Origin of the sequence: Pseudomonas sp. URMO17WK12:I9 (assembly GCF_900230165.1) — a bacterium.
In the GTDB taxonomy this organism is placed as follows: Bacteria; Pseudomonadota; Gammaproteobacteria; order Pseudomonadales; family Pseudomonadaceae; genus Aquipseudomonas; species Aquipseudomonas fulva.
Window position 1 is genome coordinate 151,764 of record NZ_OCMQ01000004.1, and the last position, 15,104, is coordinate 166,867.

Sequence of the window (15,104 nt, forward strand, 5' to 3'; positions counted from 1 at the left end):
CCATGTCGAAGTTCTTTATTGATCGCCCGATCTTCGCCTGGGTGATCGCCTTGGTGATCATGCTGGTCGGCGCCTTGTCGATCCTGAAGTTGCCGATCAACCAGTACCCCAGCATCGCCCCACCGGCCATCGCCATTGCCGTGACCTACCCGGGCGCTTCGGCGCAAACCGTGCAGGATACGGTGGTGCAGGTGATCGAACAGCAGCTCAACGGTATCGACAACCTGCGTTATGTGTCGTCGGAAAGTAACTCCGACGGCAGCATGACCATTACTGCCACCTTCGAGCAGGGTACCAACCCCGACACCGCCCAGGTGCAGGTGCAGAACAAGCTCAACCTGGCCACCCCCCTGCTGCCGCAGGAAGTGCAGCAACAGGGTATCCGCGTCACCAAGGCCGTGAAGAACTTCCTGATGGTGATCGGTCTGGTGTCCGAAGACGGCAGCATGACCAAGGACGACCTGGCCAACTACATCGTCTCCAACATGCAGGACCCGATCTCGCGTACGGCCGGTGTGGGTGACTTCCAGGTGTTCGGCGCCCAGTACGCCATGCGCATCTGGCTCGATCCGGCCAAATTGAACAAGTTCCAGCTGACCCCGGTGGACGTCAAGACCGCCGTGGCTGCCCAGAACGTTCAGGTCTCCTCCGGCCAGCTCGGCGGCCTGCCAGCCGTGCCTGGGACGCAGCTCAACGCCACCATCATCGGCAAGACCCGCCTGCAGACTGCCGAGCAGTTCGAGAAGATCCTGCTCAAGGTCAACAACGACGGCTCCCAGGTACGCCTGGGCGATGTGGCCCAGGTCAGCCTTGGCGGCGAGAACTATGCCGTCAGCGCCCAGTTCAACGGCAAGCCCGCCTCGGGCCTGGCCGTCAAGCTGGCCACGGGCGCCAACGCACTGGATACGGCCAAGGCCCTGCGCCAGACCATCGCCGACCTGGAGCCGTTCTTCCCGCCAGGGGTCAAGGCGGTATTCCCGTATGACACCACGCCGGTGGTCACCGAATCGATCAGCGGGGTCATCCATACCCTGATCGAAGCCGTCGTGCTGGTGTTCCTGGTGATGTACCTGTTCCTGCAGAACTTCCGCGCCACCATCATCACCACCATGACCGTACCGGTGGTTTTGCTGGGCACCTTCGGCATCCTTGCCGCCGCAGGCTTCAGCATCAACACCCTGACCATGTTCGCCATGGTGCTGGCCATCGGCCTGCTGGTGGACGATGCCATCGTGGTGGTGGAAAACGTCGAGCGTGTGATGTCCGAAGAAGGGCTGCCGCCCAAGGAGGCGACCAAGCGCTCCATGGAACAGATCCAGGGCGCGCTGGTGGGTATCGCCCTGGTATTGTCGGCCGTACTGCTGCCCATGGCGTTCTTCGGGGGCTCCACTGGTGTGATCTACCGCCAGTTCTCCATCACCATCGTCTCGGCCATGGGCCTGTCGGTGCTGGTGGCGCTGGTCTTCACCCCGGCGCTGTGCGCCACCATGCTCAAGCCTTTGAAAAAGGGCCAGCACCATGAGGCCAAGGGTGGGTTCTTCGGCTGGTTCAACCGCAGCTTCGATCGCAGCGTCAACGGCTACGAGCGCAGCGTGGGGACCATCCTGCGCAACAAGATTCCGTTCCTGTTGGGCTATGCCCTGATCGTGGCCGGCATGATTTTCCTGTTCACCCGCATTCCAACCGCGTTCCTGCCCGAGGAAGACCAGGGTGTACTGTTTGCCCAGGTGCAGACGCCGGCCGGCTCCAGTGCCGAGCGTACCCAGGCAGTGGTCGACCAGATGCGCGAATACCTGCTCAAGGACGAAGCCGACACGGTATCCTCGGTGTTCACCGTCAACGGCTTCAACTTCGCAGGCCGCGGCCAGAGCTCGGGCATGGCGTTCATCATGCTCAAGCCCTGGGGTGAGCGTACGGCGGAAAACAGCGTGTTCGGTCTTGCCCAGCGGGCGCAGCAGCACTTCTTCAGCTTCCGCGACGCCATGGTCTTCGCGTTCGCACCACCAGCGGTGCTCGAGCTGGGTAACGCCACAGGCTTCGACGTGTTCCTGCAGGACCGCGGCGGTGTCGGCCATGCCAAGCTGATGGAGGCCCGCAACCAGTTCCTGGCCAAGGCTTCGCAAAGCAAGATCCTCAGCGGTGTACGCCCCAATGGCCTGAACGACGAACCGCAGTACCAGCTGACCATCGATGACGAGCGTGCCAGCGCCCTGGGCGTGACCATCTCGGACATCAACAACACCCTGTCGATTGCCTTCGGTGCCAGCTACGTCAACGACTTCATCGACCGCGGCCGGGTCAAGAAGGTCTACATCCAGGGCGAAGCCAATGCCCGGATGAGCCCGGAAGACCTGCAGAAGTGGTATGTGCGCAACGCCGATGGCGAAATGGTGCCGTTCTCTTCGTTCGCCAAAGGTGAATGGACCTACGGCTCGCCCAAGCTCTCGCGCTACAACGGCGTAGAAGCCATGGAAATCCTCGGTGCGCCTGCCCCTGGCTACAGTACCGGTGAGGCCATGGCCGAGGTCGAGCGCATCGCCGGCGAACTGCCAAGCGGCGTAGGTTTCTCCTGGACGGGCATGTCCTACGAGGAGAAGCTGTCTGGTTCGCAAATGCCGGCCCTGTTCGCCCTGTCGCTGCTGTTCGTGTTCCTGTGCCTGGCAGCGCTGTACGAAAGCTGGTCGATTCCGATCGCCGTGGTGCTGGTGGTGCCACTGGGCATCATCGGTGCGTTGATCGCTACCAGCCTGCGCGGGCTGTCCAATGACGTGTACTTCCTGGTCGGCCTCTTGACCACCATCGGCCTGGCGGCCAAGAACGCCATTCTGATCGTCGAGTTCGCCAAGGAATTGCACGAGCAGGGCCGCAGCCTGTACGACGCGGCGATCGAGGCGTGCCGCATGCGTTTGCGCCCGATCATCATGACCTCGCTGGCCTTCATCCTCGGCGTGGTACCTTTGACCATCGCCAGCGGCGCTGGCGCCGGCAGCCAGCACGCCATTGGTACCGGCGTGATCGGCGGCATGATCAGTGCGACCGTGCTGGCCATCTTCTGGGTACCGTTGTTCTTCGTCGCAGTGTCGTCGCTGTTCGGCAGCAAAGAGCCGAAAAAAGATGACACCCCTGAAACTCCACGTTATGAGGCTGGGCAATGACCAAGTCTTTGTTGTCCCTGGCAGTCACCGCTTTCATCCTCGGCGGCTGCTCGCTGATTCCCGACTACCAGACCCCGGAAGCACCGGTGGCTGAGCAGTGGCCGCAAGGCCCGGCCTACTCGCCCACCCAGTCGGCGGACGTCGCTGCCGCTGAACAGGGCTGGCGGCAGTTCTTCAACGACCCGGCGCTGCAGCAACTGATCCAGACCGCGCTGGTCAACAACCGGGACCTGCGCGTCGCGGCGCTGAACATCGACGCCTACCGCGCCCAGTACCGCATCCAGCGTGCGGACCTGTTCCCGGCGGTGTCGGCCAACGGCAGTGGCAGCCGTCAACGCATCCCGGCGAACATGTCGCAGACTGGCCAGTCGGGCATCACCAGCCAGTATTCGGCAACCCTGGGCGTCAGTGCCTATGAACTCGACCTGTTCGGCCGCGTGCGCAGCCTTTCGGAACAGGCGCTGGAGACCTACCTGTCCAGCGAGCAGGCGCGTCGCTCCACCCAGATCAGCCTGGTGGCGAGCGTGGCGAACGCCTATTACACCTGGCAGGCCGACCAGGCGCTGTTCAAGCTGACCGAGGAAACCCTGAAGAACTACCAGGAAAGCTACAACCTCACCCGGCGCAGCAACGAGGTGGGCGTGGCGTCGGCGCTGGACCTGAGCCAGGCCCGCACGGCTGTCGAAGGCGCCCGGGTCAAGTACTCGCAGTACCAGCGCCTGGTCGCCCAGGACGTGAACAGCCTGACTGTCCTGCTGGGGACCGGCATCCCCACAAACCTGCCTGAACCACTGCGCCTGGACGCCGATCAACTGGCCGAAGTACCGGCAGGCCTGCCGTCGGACCTGTTGCAGCGCCGCCCTGACATCCAGGAGGCCGAGCACCTGCTCAAGGCGGCCAACGCCAACATCGGCGCTGCCCGCGCGGCCTTCTTCCCCAGCATCAGCCTGACGGCCAATGCGGGCACCTTGAGCACCGACATGGGCGGGCTGTTCAAGGGTGGGTCGGGCACCTGGCTGTTCCAGCCGCAGATCAACCTGCCGATCTTCACCGCCGGCAGCCTGAAAGCGAGCCTTGACTACGCCAAGATCCAGAAGGACATCAACGTCGCCCGCTACGAGAAGTCCATCCAGACTGCGTTCCAGGAAGTATCCGATGGGCTGGCTGCGCGCAAGACCTTCGAGGAGCAGTTGCAAGCCCAGCGGGACCTGGTGCAAGCCAACCAGGACTACTACCGCCTGGCCGAGCGTCGGTACCGTATCGGCATCGACAGCAACCTGACGTTCCTCGACGCCCAGCGCAACCTGTTCAGTGCGCAGCAGGCGCTGATCGGTGACCGCCTTTCGCAGCTGACCAGCGAAGTCAACCTGTACAAGGCACTCGGTGGCGGCTGGTACGAGCGCACCGGGCAGGCCAACCAGCAGGCCTCGGTACAGACGCCCCGCGGCTGATACCCGCCCGCTTGCTCACCACCCGCCAGGCCTCGACAGACGCGGTGGGTGATGAGCAAGGCGCGGCCCTGGCATTCGCCAGGCTGATGATGATGGTGACCACAGCTATCCTGAGCTATATCGGGCACACCCCGGCAAGCCCACCAGGAGGCAGCACCATGAGCACCCTCGCCGAGCACCTGATCCGCTACGCGGGCTATCACCGCGACCCACGCAACATCGTCACTCATTTCGTCGGCATACCTCTGATTGTCCTGTCCGTGACCATTCTGTTGTCTCGGCCAGGCGGGTCGCTGGGCGGCATTTGGCTGTCTCCTGCCCTGCTTGTCTCGGCGGCGGCCACCTGGTTCTACCTGCGCCTGGAGCTTCGCTTCGGCCTGGTGATGGGCGCCCTGTTGGGCCTGTGCCTGTGGTTAGGTCACCTGCTGGCGGTGCAGACCACGGCGCTGTGGCTGTCGGTGGGCGTGGGTGCATTCGTGGTGGGCTGGATCATCCAGTTCGTCGGTCATCATTACGAGGGGCGCAAGCCAGCGTTCGTCGATGACATCAGCGGCTTGATCATCGGGCCGCTGTTCGTGGTGGCCGAAGCGGCCTTCATGATGGGCCTGTGCCCTGCCCTCAAGCGTCAGATCGAGCGCGCCGCCGGCCCGGTGGCGGTGCGTAAGGCCGTGCGGCAGTGACAACCTCGACAGGCCGTCCCGATACCGCGGACGGCCCGCCGCGCTTCATGCTCTGTGTCGAGCTCGTCAATGATCGTGGTGCAGGTACTTGGCTTGTTTTGGCAAGCGCAGGCTGAACAGGAAAGCGATGGCCATCATGGCGGTCACGTACCAGTAGAACGTGTTTTCCATGCCCAAGGTCTTGAGCCCCAGGGCCACGTACTCCGCCGACCCGCCAAACACGGCGTTGGCCACCGCGTAGGCAAGCCCCACGCCCAAGGCCCGCACCTGGGGCGGGAACATTTCGGCTTTCACCAGACCACTGATGGAGGTGTAGAAGCTGACGATGCACAACGCCAGGCTCACCAGCACGAACGCCATGAAGGGGCTGCTGACCGTCTTGAGCGCCATGAGCAATGGCACCGTGAACACCGTGCCCAGCGCGCCGAACAACAGCATGGAGTTACGCCGGCCGATGCGGTCGGACAGCATACCGAAGAACGGCTGCATCACCATGAACAGGAACAGCGCCCCGGTCATTGCGTAGCTGGCGTGCTTGGCGGTCATGCCAGCCGTGTTGACCAGGTACTTCTGCATGTAGGTGGTAAAGGTGTAGAAGATCAGCGAGCCGCCAGCGGTGTAGCCCAGCACCGTGATGAAGGCCGCCAGGTGATTGCCGAACAAACCGCGGATACTGCCGGCGTCCTTGTCCTGGCGCGTTTCTGCGCTGCTGGTTTCGTGCAGGGAGCGGCGCAGCATCAAGGAGATGACGGCAGCGATCGCACCGACCACGAAGGGAATTCGCCAGCCCCAGGCGCGCAGCTCGTCTTCGGTCAGCAACTGCTGCAGGATCACCACCACCAATACTGCCAGCAACTGGCCGCCAATCAGGGTCACGTACTGGAACGATGCAAAGAAGCCCCGCTGGCCACGCAGCGCCACTTCGCTCATGTAGGTCGCCGTGGTGCCGTATTCACCCCCCACCGACAGGCCCTGAATCAAGCGCGCCAGCAGCAGCAATGCCGGCGCCCATGTGCCAATACTGGCGTAAGTGGGCAGGCAGGCGATGGCCAAGGACCCGAAACACATCATCAGTACCGAGATCATCAGCGAGTTCTTGCGACCGTGGCGGTCGGCCAGACGGCCGAAGATCCAGCCGCCGATAGGCCGCATCAGAAAGCCCGCGGCAAACACACCGGCGGTATTGAGCAGTTGCACGGTCGGGTCATCTGAGGGAAAGAACGCCGGAGCAAAATAAATGGCGCAGAAGGCGTAGACATAGAAGTCGAACCATTCCACCAGGTTGCCTGAAGAGGCGCCGACGATGGCGAAGATGCGTTTGCTACGCTCCTCGCCAGTGTAGTGAGGGGTGGTCATGTCAGTCGTGCTCCTGGAGGAATACAAGGTAAGTCTAGACATACCTGGTTACACAGTCGTTCCGCGTGGTGTGCAATCAAGTGCAGCGAGGCGCTGCCGGCTGCCCTCATCTCTGAGGCACCCGGGCGCAGGCTCCCTCAAAGCCGTTCAATGGCCAGCGCCAGCCCTTGACCGACACCTACGCACATCGTGGCCAAGCCTTTGCGCCCTCCTGTGCGCTCAAGGTGGTGCAGCGCCGTCAGTACCAGGCGCGCACCACTCATGCCCAGCGGGTGGCCCAGTGCGATGGCACCGCCGTTGGGGTTGACCTGGGGCGCATCGTCCGCCACCCCTAGCCCGCGAAGAACGGCCAGCCCCTGGCTGGCGAAGGCCTCGTTGAGTTCAATGACATCGAATGCGCTGATGTCGATGCCCAGTCGCTCGATCAGCTTGCGTACCGCAGGCACCGGCCCGATGCCCATGACCCGCGGGGCCACCCCCGCACTGGCCATGCCCAGTACCTTGGCGCGAGCGGTCAGGCCATGGGTGTGCACGGCCTCGGCAGACGCCAGGATCATCGCTGCCGCGCCATCGTTGACCCCCGATGCATTGCCCGCCGTCACCGTTTTGCCCACGCCATTGACGGGGTTGAGCCTGGCCAAGGCCTCAAGGGTGGTATCGGGTCGCACGTGCTCATCGTGCTCTACCCAGGTCTCACCCTTCTTGTGCGCGACGCACACCGGCACGATTTCCTCGGCGAAAAACCCGGCAGCTTGCGCCGCTGCGGCCTTGTGCTGACTGCGCAAGGCAAATGCATCCTGGTCGGCGCGGGAAATGCCATGGTCGTCAGCTACGTTGTCCGCCGTCTGCGGCATGGCATCCACGCCGTATTGCGCTTTCATGAGCGGGTTGACGAAACGCCAGCCGATGGTGGTGTCTTCCAGTTGCATGGTGCGTGAATAAGCGCTTTGCGCTTTGCCCATGACAAACGGCGCTCGCGACATCGACTCCACGCCGCCCGCGATGGCCAGCTCCATTTCGCCACAGGCGATGGCGCGGAACGCCGCGCCGACGGCCTCCATGCCCGAAGCGCACAACCGGTTGAGGGTGACACCCGGCACGCATTCAGGCAGCCCGGCCAGCAGCAACGCCATGCGTGCCACGTTACGGTTGTCTTCGCCCGCCTGATTGGCACAACCGAAAAACACCTCGTCCAGGTGCGCCCAGTGCACACCCGGGTTGCGCGCGATCAATGCCTTGAGCGGTACCGCCGCCAAGTCGTCAGCCCGGATGCTGGCAAGGGCGCCACCAAACCGGCCAATGGGCGTGCGAACGGCATCACAAATATAGACCTCGCGCATCTTGCGTCTCCTGCAGTGACCATGGGCGCCGGCGATACAGGCACAATCGGGTCACTGCAACCTGTCCGCCGGGTGGGCATCAGGTTAGGGACAAAGGCGGGGCCGTCACAATTAGCTCAAGGCTGAACTGGGCGATTATCGAACGCTTTGTCAGCAGGCTGTAATGATCCTAAAGCCTTCGCGCTTATCCAAACAGCTGATGGCTGAGCTCTTGGCTGGCTTCCAGCAGTACGGGAAGAAACCGCTGCTCCAGTTCACTGCGCGGTACACGCCCGACGTGGGTACTGACGTTCAGCGCTGCCAATACCTGGCCTGAGGCGTCGTAGACGGGCACGGCCACCGAGCGCAGGCCTTGTTCGAGTTCCTGGTCGACCACGCACCATCCCTGGCTACGCACTTGCTCGATGCAGGCGAACAGCGACGGGGCGTCGTGCAGGGTACGGCTGGTGCGGGCCTTGAGGTCGGCACGATCGAAGTATTCGCGCAAGCTGGTGTCGTCCATGGCCGCCAGGAGGATGCGGCCCATGGACGTGCAGTACGCCGGGAGCCGTCCACCGACCGACAGGTCTACCGAGATCAGACGCTCTACCGTCGCCGAGCGGGCGATGTACAGAATGTCGTCCCCTTCGAGGGTCGCCATGTTGGCCGCCTCGTGCAACTGGTCGCTGATACGGTCCAGGTAAGGCTGCGCGGAAATGGCCAGGGGTGTCGATGACAGGTACGCATGGCCGAGCGTCAGCACTTTGGGCAGCAAGGAGTAGGTACGCCCGTCGGTGGTCGCGTAGCCCAGCTTCATCAGCGTATGCAGGCATCGGCGCACTGCCGCCCGAGGTATTTCGGTGCGATGGCTGATTTGCGCGATGGTCAGGTGCCGCTTGCGTTCCTGAAATGCCTGTATGACGGCAAGCCCACGCGCCAGGGAGGTCATGAAGTCAGGATCGCCGGTGAACGCCTGAATGCGTTTGGCCGGCGATGCCACGATTGGCGGGGCCAGGGCGGGTGCCGGACTGCGTGTTGGTTCGGGCAGAGCACTGTCACGGGCTGTTTTATCGTCATTCATCGCACACCTCAACAAAATCGCCGACTTGTGCGATTATCGAACAACCGGCCGATAATCGCAATTGACCGGCGACACGTTTGCTTATACCTTTCCAGTGCCACTTGTGGCTTCTTTGGAGAGACTGGTCAGGTACCCACCGTAGAAGTCCCAGGCAACGGCCCTGCCAATTGGTGGGGCCGTTTTGTTTTTGCGGTGTGCATCGCGTGCGATATCGAACTTTCACACGTTGTGGTTTTCTTAATATCGACATGTCTTTGATTGCCCGTCGGGCCAATCCCATCACACTGGCCTTATTCGAGTGTTGATATACTCCGGTCGTCTAGTTGGACGACGCGTCGATCCAGGTCCCGCCGGCAAGTTAAGTGTCGATATCGTCTAACGGTTTACGCCGACAGGGCGGTCCTCTTTTCAATTCAATTCAGGTACTGCATGTGACAAAAGAAGAACTGCGCGCAGAACTCGAGCGCCAGGCTGAGCGTTTCAAGGATGTATATGGCGGCGAAGTGACCACCTATGCGGCACAGCCGGAACCGGAACGCAAACCCTGGCGCAAACGCGCCAACATGCGCGACCAGGCGTTCAGCCAGGAGCTGGAACGCATGGAGAAGGAATTGCGCAGCGCTAACCCCTAGCCCTTTGCCCAATCGTCAAAGCGCTAGGGGTGCCCAGAGCGCGTAATTGCTCTGGCGCAATGGTTGTAATGGAATTTCACAAATTTCATACGGGCGTTTAAAACGATTAACCGCCTCACCTTCCGCGCATTTTGCTGATTTTTCGCTGACGTTGAACACATTTGGCTTCGATAATGTTGACCGACCTGCAGTGGCAGACGGCAATTTCTGACCTGGGCGACATGATCAGCGGCTGCCGCGGGTGCATCGATTGCCAACGTTTTCTGGCATAATCCGGCCCCCCTACGACCGCCAGACAACCTTCATGATCGATTTATTCAGCGGACTGGATGCCTGGGTATTGGTGAGCTTGCTGCTCGCCTTGACCTTCGTGCTCGCCTTCGAGTTCATCAATGGCTTTCATGACACCGCCAACGCGGTAGCCACCGTCATCTACACCAAAGCCATGCCACCACACCTGGCCGTGTTCTTCTCCGGCGTGTTCAACTTCCTTGGCGTTCTGCTGGGTGGGGTCGGGGTGGCTTATGCCATCGTGCACCTGCTTCCGGTAGAGCTGCTGATCAATGTGAACACCGGGCACGGCCTGGCCATGGTCTTCTCGCTGCTGGCCGCAGCCATTACCTGGAACCTGGGCACCTGGTACTTCGGTATTCCTGCGTCCAGTTCGCATACCCTGATCGGCTCGATCCTGGGCGTGGGCCTGGCCAACGCGCTCATCAACGACATTCCGCTGGGTGACGGCGTCAATTGGCAGAAAGCCATCGATATCGCCATGTCCCTGGTGGTTTCGCCGATCGCCGGGTTTGCCGTGGCCGCGCTGGTCCTGCTTGGCCTGAAATGGTGGCGCCCGCTGTCGAAGATGCACAAGACGCCTGAGCAACGCCGCAAACTGGACGACAAGAAGCACCCGCCTTTCTGGAATCGTCTGGTGCTGGTGATTTCGGCCATGGGCGTGAGCTTCGTGCACGGCTCCAATGACGGTCAGAAAGGCATTGGCCTGATCATGCTGGTATTGATCGGCATCGTACCGGCCAAGTTCGTGCTCGACCTGAACAGCACCACCTACCAGATCGAACGCACCCGTGATGCCACGTTGCACATGAGCCAGTTCTACGAGCGCAACGCTGCCACGCTGGGCGAATTCCTGGCGCTGGGCAAGGCCAAGGCCAGTGACCTGCCTGAACAGTTCAGCTGCAATCCCCAGCAGACCGAGCCGACCATCGCCGCGCTGCAGTCCTCGCTGCAGGGCGTGACCGACTACCGGGCCCTGGACGCGGACAAGCGTGTAGAAGTACGCCGTTACCTGCTGTGCCTGGACGACACCGCGAAAAAGGTTGGCAAGTTGCCGGGCCTGGATGCGCGTGAAAAGTCCGACCTGGAAAAGCTGCGCAAGGACCTGACCGCCACCACTGAGTACGCTCCGTTCTGGGTGATCGTGGCCGTTGCCCTGGCCCTGGGCCTGGGCACCATGGTTGGCTGGCGCCGCGTGGTGTTGACCGTCGGCGAGAAGATTGGCAAACAGGGCATGACCTATGCCCAGGGCATGTCGGCGCAGATCACCGCGGCCTGCGCCATTGGCATGGCCAACGTGTTCGCGCTGCCGGTTTCAACCACGCATGTGCTGTCTTCCGGCGTTGCTGGCACCATGGTCGCCAACAAAAGCGGCCTGCAGGGCGGTACGGTGAAGACCATCCTGATGGCGTGGGTGCTGACCCTGCCCGCCTCGATGGGGCTTGCCGCCGGCCTGTTCTGGTTGGCGTCCAAGGCAATCGGCTGACCTCAGCCCATAGAAAAAGGCGCCGTCGGGCGCCTTTTTTATGGGCGATGGTTTCACACCGCGCAGCTACTTCTTTTTCCCGCCCAGCAACGAGCCCATCAGCCCGCGCACCAGCTGCCGCCCCAGTTGATTGGCAGCCTGACGCATCGCCGACTTGATCGCCTGCCCGGCCGCGCCTTGCAGAAATTCGCCCGCCTTTTCAGCGAAACTGCTGTCATCAGCCTTGGGTTGCGGCGCGGGCTCCACCGCTTCGCCCTTGCGTTGGTTGAGCCTTTCGTAAGCCGACTCCCGGTCTATGGGTTTGTCATAACGGCCAACCAAGGGGGACCGCGCAATCAGTGCACTGCGCTCGGCCTCACTCAACGGGCCGATGCGCGATTGCGGTGGGGCGACCAGCACTCGCTGCACACTGGCAGGTGTTCCCTTGTCCTCGAGCGTGCCGACCAGTGCCTCGCCGATGCCCAGCTCGGTCAGCGAGGACAACGCATCGAATGAAGGGTTGGGGCGAAAGCCCTCGGCTACGGCGCGTAGCGCCTTCTGCTCCTTGGCCGTATACGCCCGCAAGCCATGCTGGATTCGCAGGCCCAACTGGGCAAGGACTGCATCGGGCAGGTCGGCTGGGGACTGGGTGACGAAATACACCCCGACCCCTTTTGAGCGAATCAGCCGCACCACCTGCTCCAGGCGGTCTTGCAAGGCCTTGGGCGTGTCCTTGAACAGCAGGTGCGCTTCATCGAAGAACAGCGCCAGCACCGGTTTTTCGGCATCACCACGCTCGGGCAGTTGCTCGAACAGTTCGGCCAGCAGCCACAGTAGAAACGTGGCGTAGACCTTGGGTGCCTCATGCACCAGGCGGCTGGCGTCGAGCAAATGGATGCGCCCTCGCCCATCCGGGTCGGGCCGCAGAATGTCTTCGAGCTGCAATGCCGGCTCACCAAACAACGCCTCTGCCCCCTGCTGCTCCAGGGTGGCCAGCCGGCGCAGCAACGCCTGCACGGACGCGCCGGTAACCAGCGCACTGTCTTCGCCCAGCACCTGCGGGTTGTCCTTCAGGTGGCCAAGCAGCGCTTTGAGGTCCTTGAGGTCCAGCAACAGCAAGCCTTCGCGATCGGCCACCTTGAAACTGGCATACAGCGCCGCCTGTTGGCTATCGGTGAGCTCAAGCAAGTTGCCTAGCAGCAAAGGCCCCATTTCGCTGATCGTGGTACGCAACGGATGCCCCGACTGGCCCGCGATGTCCCACACGCTGACTGGGTAGGCCTGTGGCTGGTGGTGCAACCAAGGCATCCCTGCGATGCGCTCGGCCACCTTGCCCTCAGGCGCGCCTTTGGCGCCTAGCCCACACAGGTCGCCTTTGACGTCGGCCGCGAACACCGCCACGCCGGCATCGCTGAAAGCCTCGGCCAAGTGTTGCAGGGTCACGGTCTTGCCGGTACCGGTGGCCCCCGCCACCAACCCGTGCCGGTTGGCAAGCCGCATCGCTTGCCCTACGGGCTGGCCATCAGGGCTTGATCCTACAACGATAAATGAAGATTCCGACATCTCTTTAATCCTCTGCTCAAGCTTTGTCTTACTTCGGCCGATACCTCTGGGTGATATTCGCCTTACTCAGAGAGAACAACCGAAAAAGGACTTTTCGGGATGTTGCACTGGCTGGGCCCTACAGCTGCGAACGCCTGATACAAAACCTTAGCGGACCCGATGATTTCATGAACAAAAGCCTTCGTTTCAGCCACAAGATTCTGCTGGCAGCATCACTGATCGTGATCCTCGCATTCAGCCTGTTCACCCTCTACAACGATTACCTGCAGCGTAATGCGATTCGCGAGGACCTTCAGGACTACCTGACTGAGATGGGCGCCTCTACGTCGACCAACATCCGCAGTTTGTTCGAGGGACGTATCAAACTGGTCGAGAACCTGGCGCAGAATATCGCCCAGCAACCGGCCAATGCTGAAACCCTGATGGGCCAGCAGGCGCTGATATCGAGTTTCCTTACCGTTTACCTGGGCAGGGTCGATGGCAGCTTCAGCGTGCGCCCGGATGCAAAGATGCCTGACGGGTACGATCCCCGCACACGCCCCTGGTACAAGGATGGCATGAGTGCCAGCGGCACCCTGCTGACCGAACCCTACATCGACATGACCACCAACAAGATGGTGATCGGCATCCTCGACAAGGTGGCCGATTCGGTGGGAGTGGTCGGTGGTGACCTGGCACTGGACGGCCTGGCGCAAATCATCAACTCGCTGAACTTCGGCGGCATGGGGTATGCCTTCCTGGTAAACGACCAAGGCAAGATCCTGGTTCACCCGGATCAAGGCCTGGTGATGAAATCATTGTCAGACCTGTTCCCCGAGCGCACACCGAAGCTCACCCCTGAGCTGACCGAAGTGCAAAGTGACGGCCATGCCCGCCTGCTGACGTTCACACCGGTGACCGGCTTGCCTTCGGCCAACTGGTACATCGGCCTGTCGGTGGACAAGGACAAGGCCTTCGCGATGCTCAGCACGTTCCGCACCTCCGCCGTGATCGCCACCGTGGTGGCCGTGGTGATCATCATCGCCCTGCTGGGGCTGCTGATCCGTGTGCTGATGCAGCCGCTGCACACCATGACACGGGCCATGGAGGATATCGCCGAGGGCGAAGGCGACCTCACCAAGCGCCTGCGCATCCACCATCACGACGAGTTCGGCATCCTGGGCAACGCCTTCAACCGCTTCGTCGAGCGTATCCACGGCTCGATCCGTGAAGTGTCCTCGGCCACCGAGCAGGTGAACGAAGTCGCGTTGCGTGTGATCAGTGCGTCCAATTCGTCGATGACCAATTCCGACGAACAATCCAACCGCACCAACAGCGTGGCGGCCGCCATCAACGAGCTGGGCGCTGCCGCCCAGGAGATCGCCGGCAATGCGGCGCAGGCTTCTCAGCATGCAAGTTCTGCACGGCGTCTGGCTGAAGAAGGCCAGCAAGTGGTCGATCGCAACATCGCCGCCATGAACCGGCTTTCCGACTTGATCGTGACGTCCAGCGCCCACATCGAGACGCTCAACAGTAAAACCGTCAACATCGGCCAGATTCTCGAAGTGATCACCAGCATTTCCCAGCAGACCAACCTGCTGGCGCTCAACGCCGCCATCGAGGCCGCGCGTGCCGGTGAAGCGGGTCGTGGTTTCGCAGTGGTGGCCGACGAAGTGCGTAACCTGGCCCATCGCACCCAGGAATCCGCGCAGCAGGTCCAGGGCATGATCGAGGAGCTGCAAGTGGGCGCCCGCGAGTCGGTCGATACCATGGACCAGAGCCAGCGCCACAGCCTGGACAGTGTGCAGATCGCCAACCAGGCCGGTGAGCGGCTGGACAGTGTCACCGTGCGCATTGGCGAAATCGATGGCATGAACCAGTCCGTGGCCACGGCCACCGAGGAGCAGACGGCCGTGGTCGAAGCCATCAATATGGATATCAACGAAATCAACATGCTCAATCAGGAAGGCGTCGAAAACCTGCAGGCGACGCTGCGTGCCTGTTCCGATTTGGAACAGCAGGCCAGCCGTCTGAAACACCTGGTCGGCACCTTCCGTATCTGAAGCCGGCACCGACCCGCCGAGCGCCTTTGCCTGGCGCTCGGCTGCCGGGCGATCAACCGCACAAGCTGA

General features: G+C 62.1%; 10 protein-coding genes. 6 read left to right on the plus strand and 4 right to left on the minus strand.

Annotated features, from left to right (window positions below):
- Positions 1–2: 2 nt before the first annotated feature.
- The 3 genes from ttgB (at position 3) to CRP40_RS10920 (ending at position 5,286) form a co-directional block, all read left to right on the plus strand.
- Positions 3–3,155 carry a multidrug efflux RND transporter permease subunit TtgB gene (ttgB, locus tag CRP40_RS10910; protein ID WP_027914541.1) on the plus strand — a complete coding sequence of 1,051 codons (3,153 nt, stop codon included), beginning with the start codon at positions 3–5 and terminating at the stop codon, positions 3,153–3,155.
- On the plus strand, positions 3,152–4,606 hold the full coding sequence (locus tag CRP40_RS10915) for an AdeC/AdeK/OprM family multidrug efflux complex outer membrane factor (RefSeq protein ID WP_027914540.1): 1,455 nt from the start codon (positions 3,152–3,154) through the stop codon (positions 4,604–4,606). The genes ttgB and CRP40_RS10915 overlap by 4 nt, the downstream gene beginning before the upstream one ends.
- A gap of 158 nt (positions 4,607–4,764) precedes the next feature.
- Positions 4,765–5,286, plus strand: coding sequence for an Mpo1-like protein (locus CRP40_RS10920; protein WP_027914539.1), 522 nt, complete (start codon positions 4,765–4,767; stop codon positions 5,284–5,286).
- 66 nt (positions 5,287–5,352) lie between these two features.
- Here the strand turns inward: CRP40_RS10920 and CRP40_RS10925 are convergent, their stop codons facing one another.
- From CRP40_RS10925 to pcaR, 3 genes are all read right to left on the minus strand, one after another.
- Complete coding sequence (locus CRP40_RS10925; RefSeq protein WP_023534482.1) at positions 5,353–6,642, minus strand: MFS family transporter; 1,290 nt, start codon at positions 6,640–6,642, stop codon at positions 5,353–5,355.
- Between the two features lie 137 nt (positions 6,643–6,779).
- Positions 6,780–7,982, minus strand: coding sequence for a 3-oxoadipyl-CoA thiolase (gene pcaF, locus CRP40_RS10930; protein ID WP_027914538.1), 1,203 nt, complete (start codon positions 7,980–7,982; stop codon positions 6,780–6,782).
- Between the two features lie 184 nt (positions 7,983–8,166).
- The gene (gene pcaR, locus CRP40_RS10935) at positions 8,167–9,042 is read right to left on the minus strand and encodes a pca regulon transcriptional regulator PcaR (protein ID WP_225806671.1); all 876 of its coding nucleotides are present in this window, start codon (positions 9,040–9,042) and stop codon (positions 8,167–8,169) included.
- A 431-nt stretch (positions 9,043–9,473) separates the two neighbouring features.
- On the opposite strand from pcaR, the gene CRP40_RS10945 reads away from it, so the two are divergent.
- On the plus strand, positions 9,474–9,674 hold the full coding sequence (locus CRP40_RS10945; protein ID WP_027914536.1) for a hypothetical protein: 201 nt from the start codon (positions 9,474–9,476) through the stop codon (positions 9,672–9,674).
- 304 nt (positions 9,675–9,978) lie between these two features.
- Positions 9,979–11,451 carry an inorganic phosphate transporter gene (locus CRP40_RS10950; RefSeq protein WP_023534437.1) on the plus strand — a complete coding sequence of 491 codons (1,473 nt, stop codon included), beginning with the start codon at positions 9,979–9,981 and terminating at the stop codon, positions 11,449–11,451.
- A 66-nt stretch (positions 11,452–11,517) separates the two neighbouring features.
- On the opposite strand, the gene CRP40_RS10955 is transcribed toward CRP40_RS10950, so the two are convergent.
- A complete protein-coding gene (locus tag CRP40_RS10955; RefSeq protein ID WP_027914535.1) occupies positions 11,518–12,993 on the minus strand; it encodes a helicase HerA-like domain-containing protein in 1,476 nt (491 codons plus the stop codon).
- A gap of 167 nt (positions 12,994–13,160) precedes the next feature.
- Here CRP40_RS10955 and CRP40_RS10960 point away from each other — a divergent pair, with 167 nt between their 5' ends.
- A complete protein-coding gene (locus CRP40_RS10960; RefSeq protein ID WP_027914534.1) occupies positions 13,161–15,035 on the plus strand; it encodes a methyl-accepting chemotaxis protein in 1,875 nt (624 codons plus the stop codon).
- The last annotated feature ends 69 nt before the right edge of the window (positions 15,036–15,104 follow it).

What these genes read in the sequence shown, in the direction of transcription:
- ttgB (WP_027914541.1), top strand. Translation starts at nt 3, where the DNA reads ATGTCGAAGTTCTTTATTGATCGCCCGATCTTCGCCTGGGTGATCGCC.
- CRP40_RS10915 (WP_027914540.1), top strand. Translation starts at nt 3,152, where the DNA reads ATGACCAAGTCTTTGTTGTCCCTGGCAGTCACCGCTTTCATCCTCGGC.
- CRP40_RS10920 (WP_027914539.1), top strand. Translation starts at nt 4,765, where the DNA reads ATGAGCACCCTCGCCGAGCACCTGATCCGCTACGCGGGCTATCACCGC.
- CRP40_RS10925 (WP_023534482.1), bottom strand. Translation starts at nt 6,642, where the DNA reads ATGACCACCCCTCACTACACTGGCGAGGAGCGTAGCAAACGCATCTTC.
- pcaF (WP_027914538.1), bottom strand. Translation starts at nt 7,982, where the DNA reads ATGCGCGAGGTCTATATTTGTGATGCCGTTCGCACGCCCATTGGCCGG.
- pcaR (WP_225806671.1), bottom strand. Translation starts at nt 9,042, where the DNA reads ATGAATGACGATAAAACAGCCCGTGACAGTGCTCTGCCCGAACCAACA.
- CRP40_RS10950 (WP_023534437.1), top strand. Translation starts at nt 9,979, where the DNA reads ATGATCGATTTATTCAGCGGACTGGATGCCTGGGTATTGGTGAGCTTG.
- CRP40_RS10955 (WP_027914535.1), bottom strand. Translation starts at nt 12,993, where the DNA reads ATGTCGGAATCTTCATTTATCGTTGTAGGATCAAGCCCTGATGGCCAG.
- CRP40_RS10960 (WP_027914534.1), top strand. Translation starts at nt 13,161, where the DNA reads ATGAACAAAAGCCTTCGTTTCAGCCACAAGATTCTGCTGGCAGCATCA.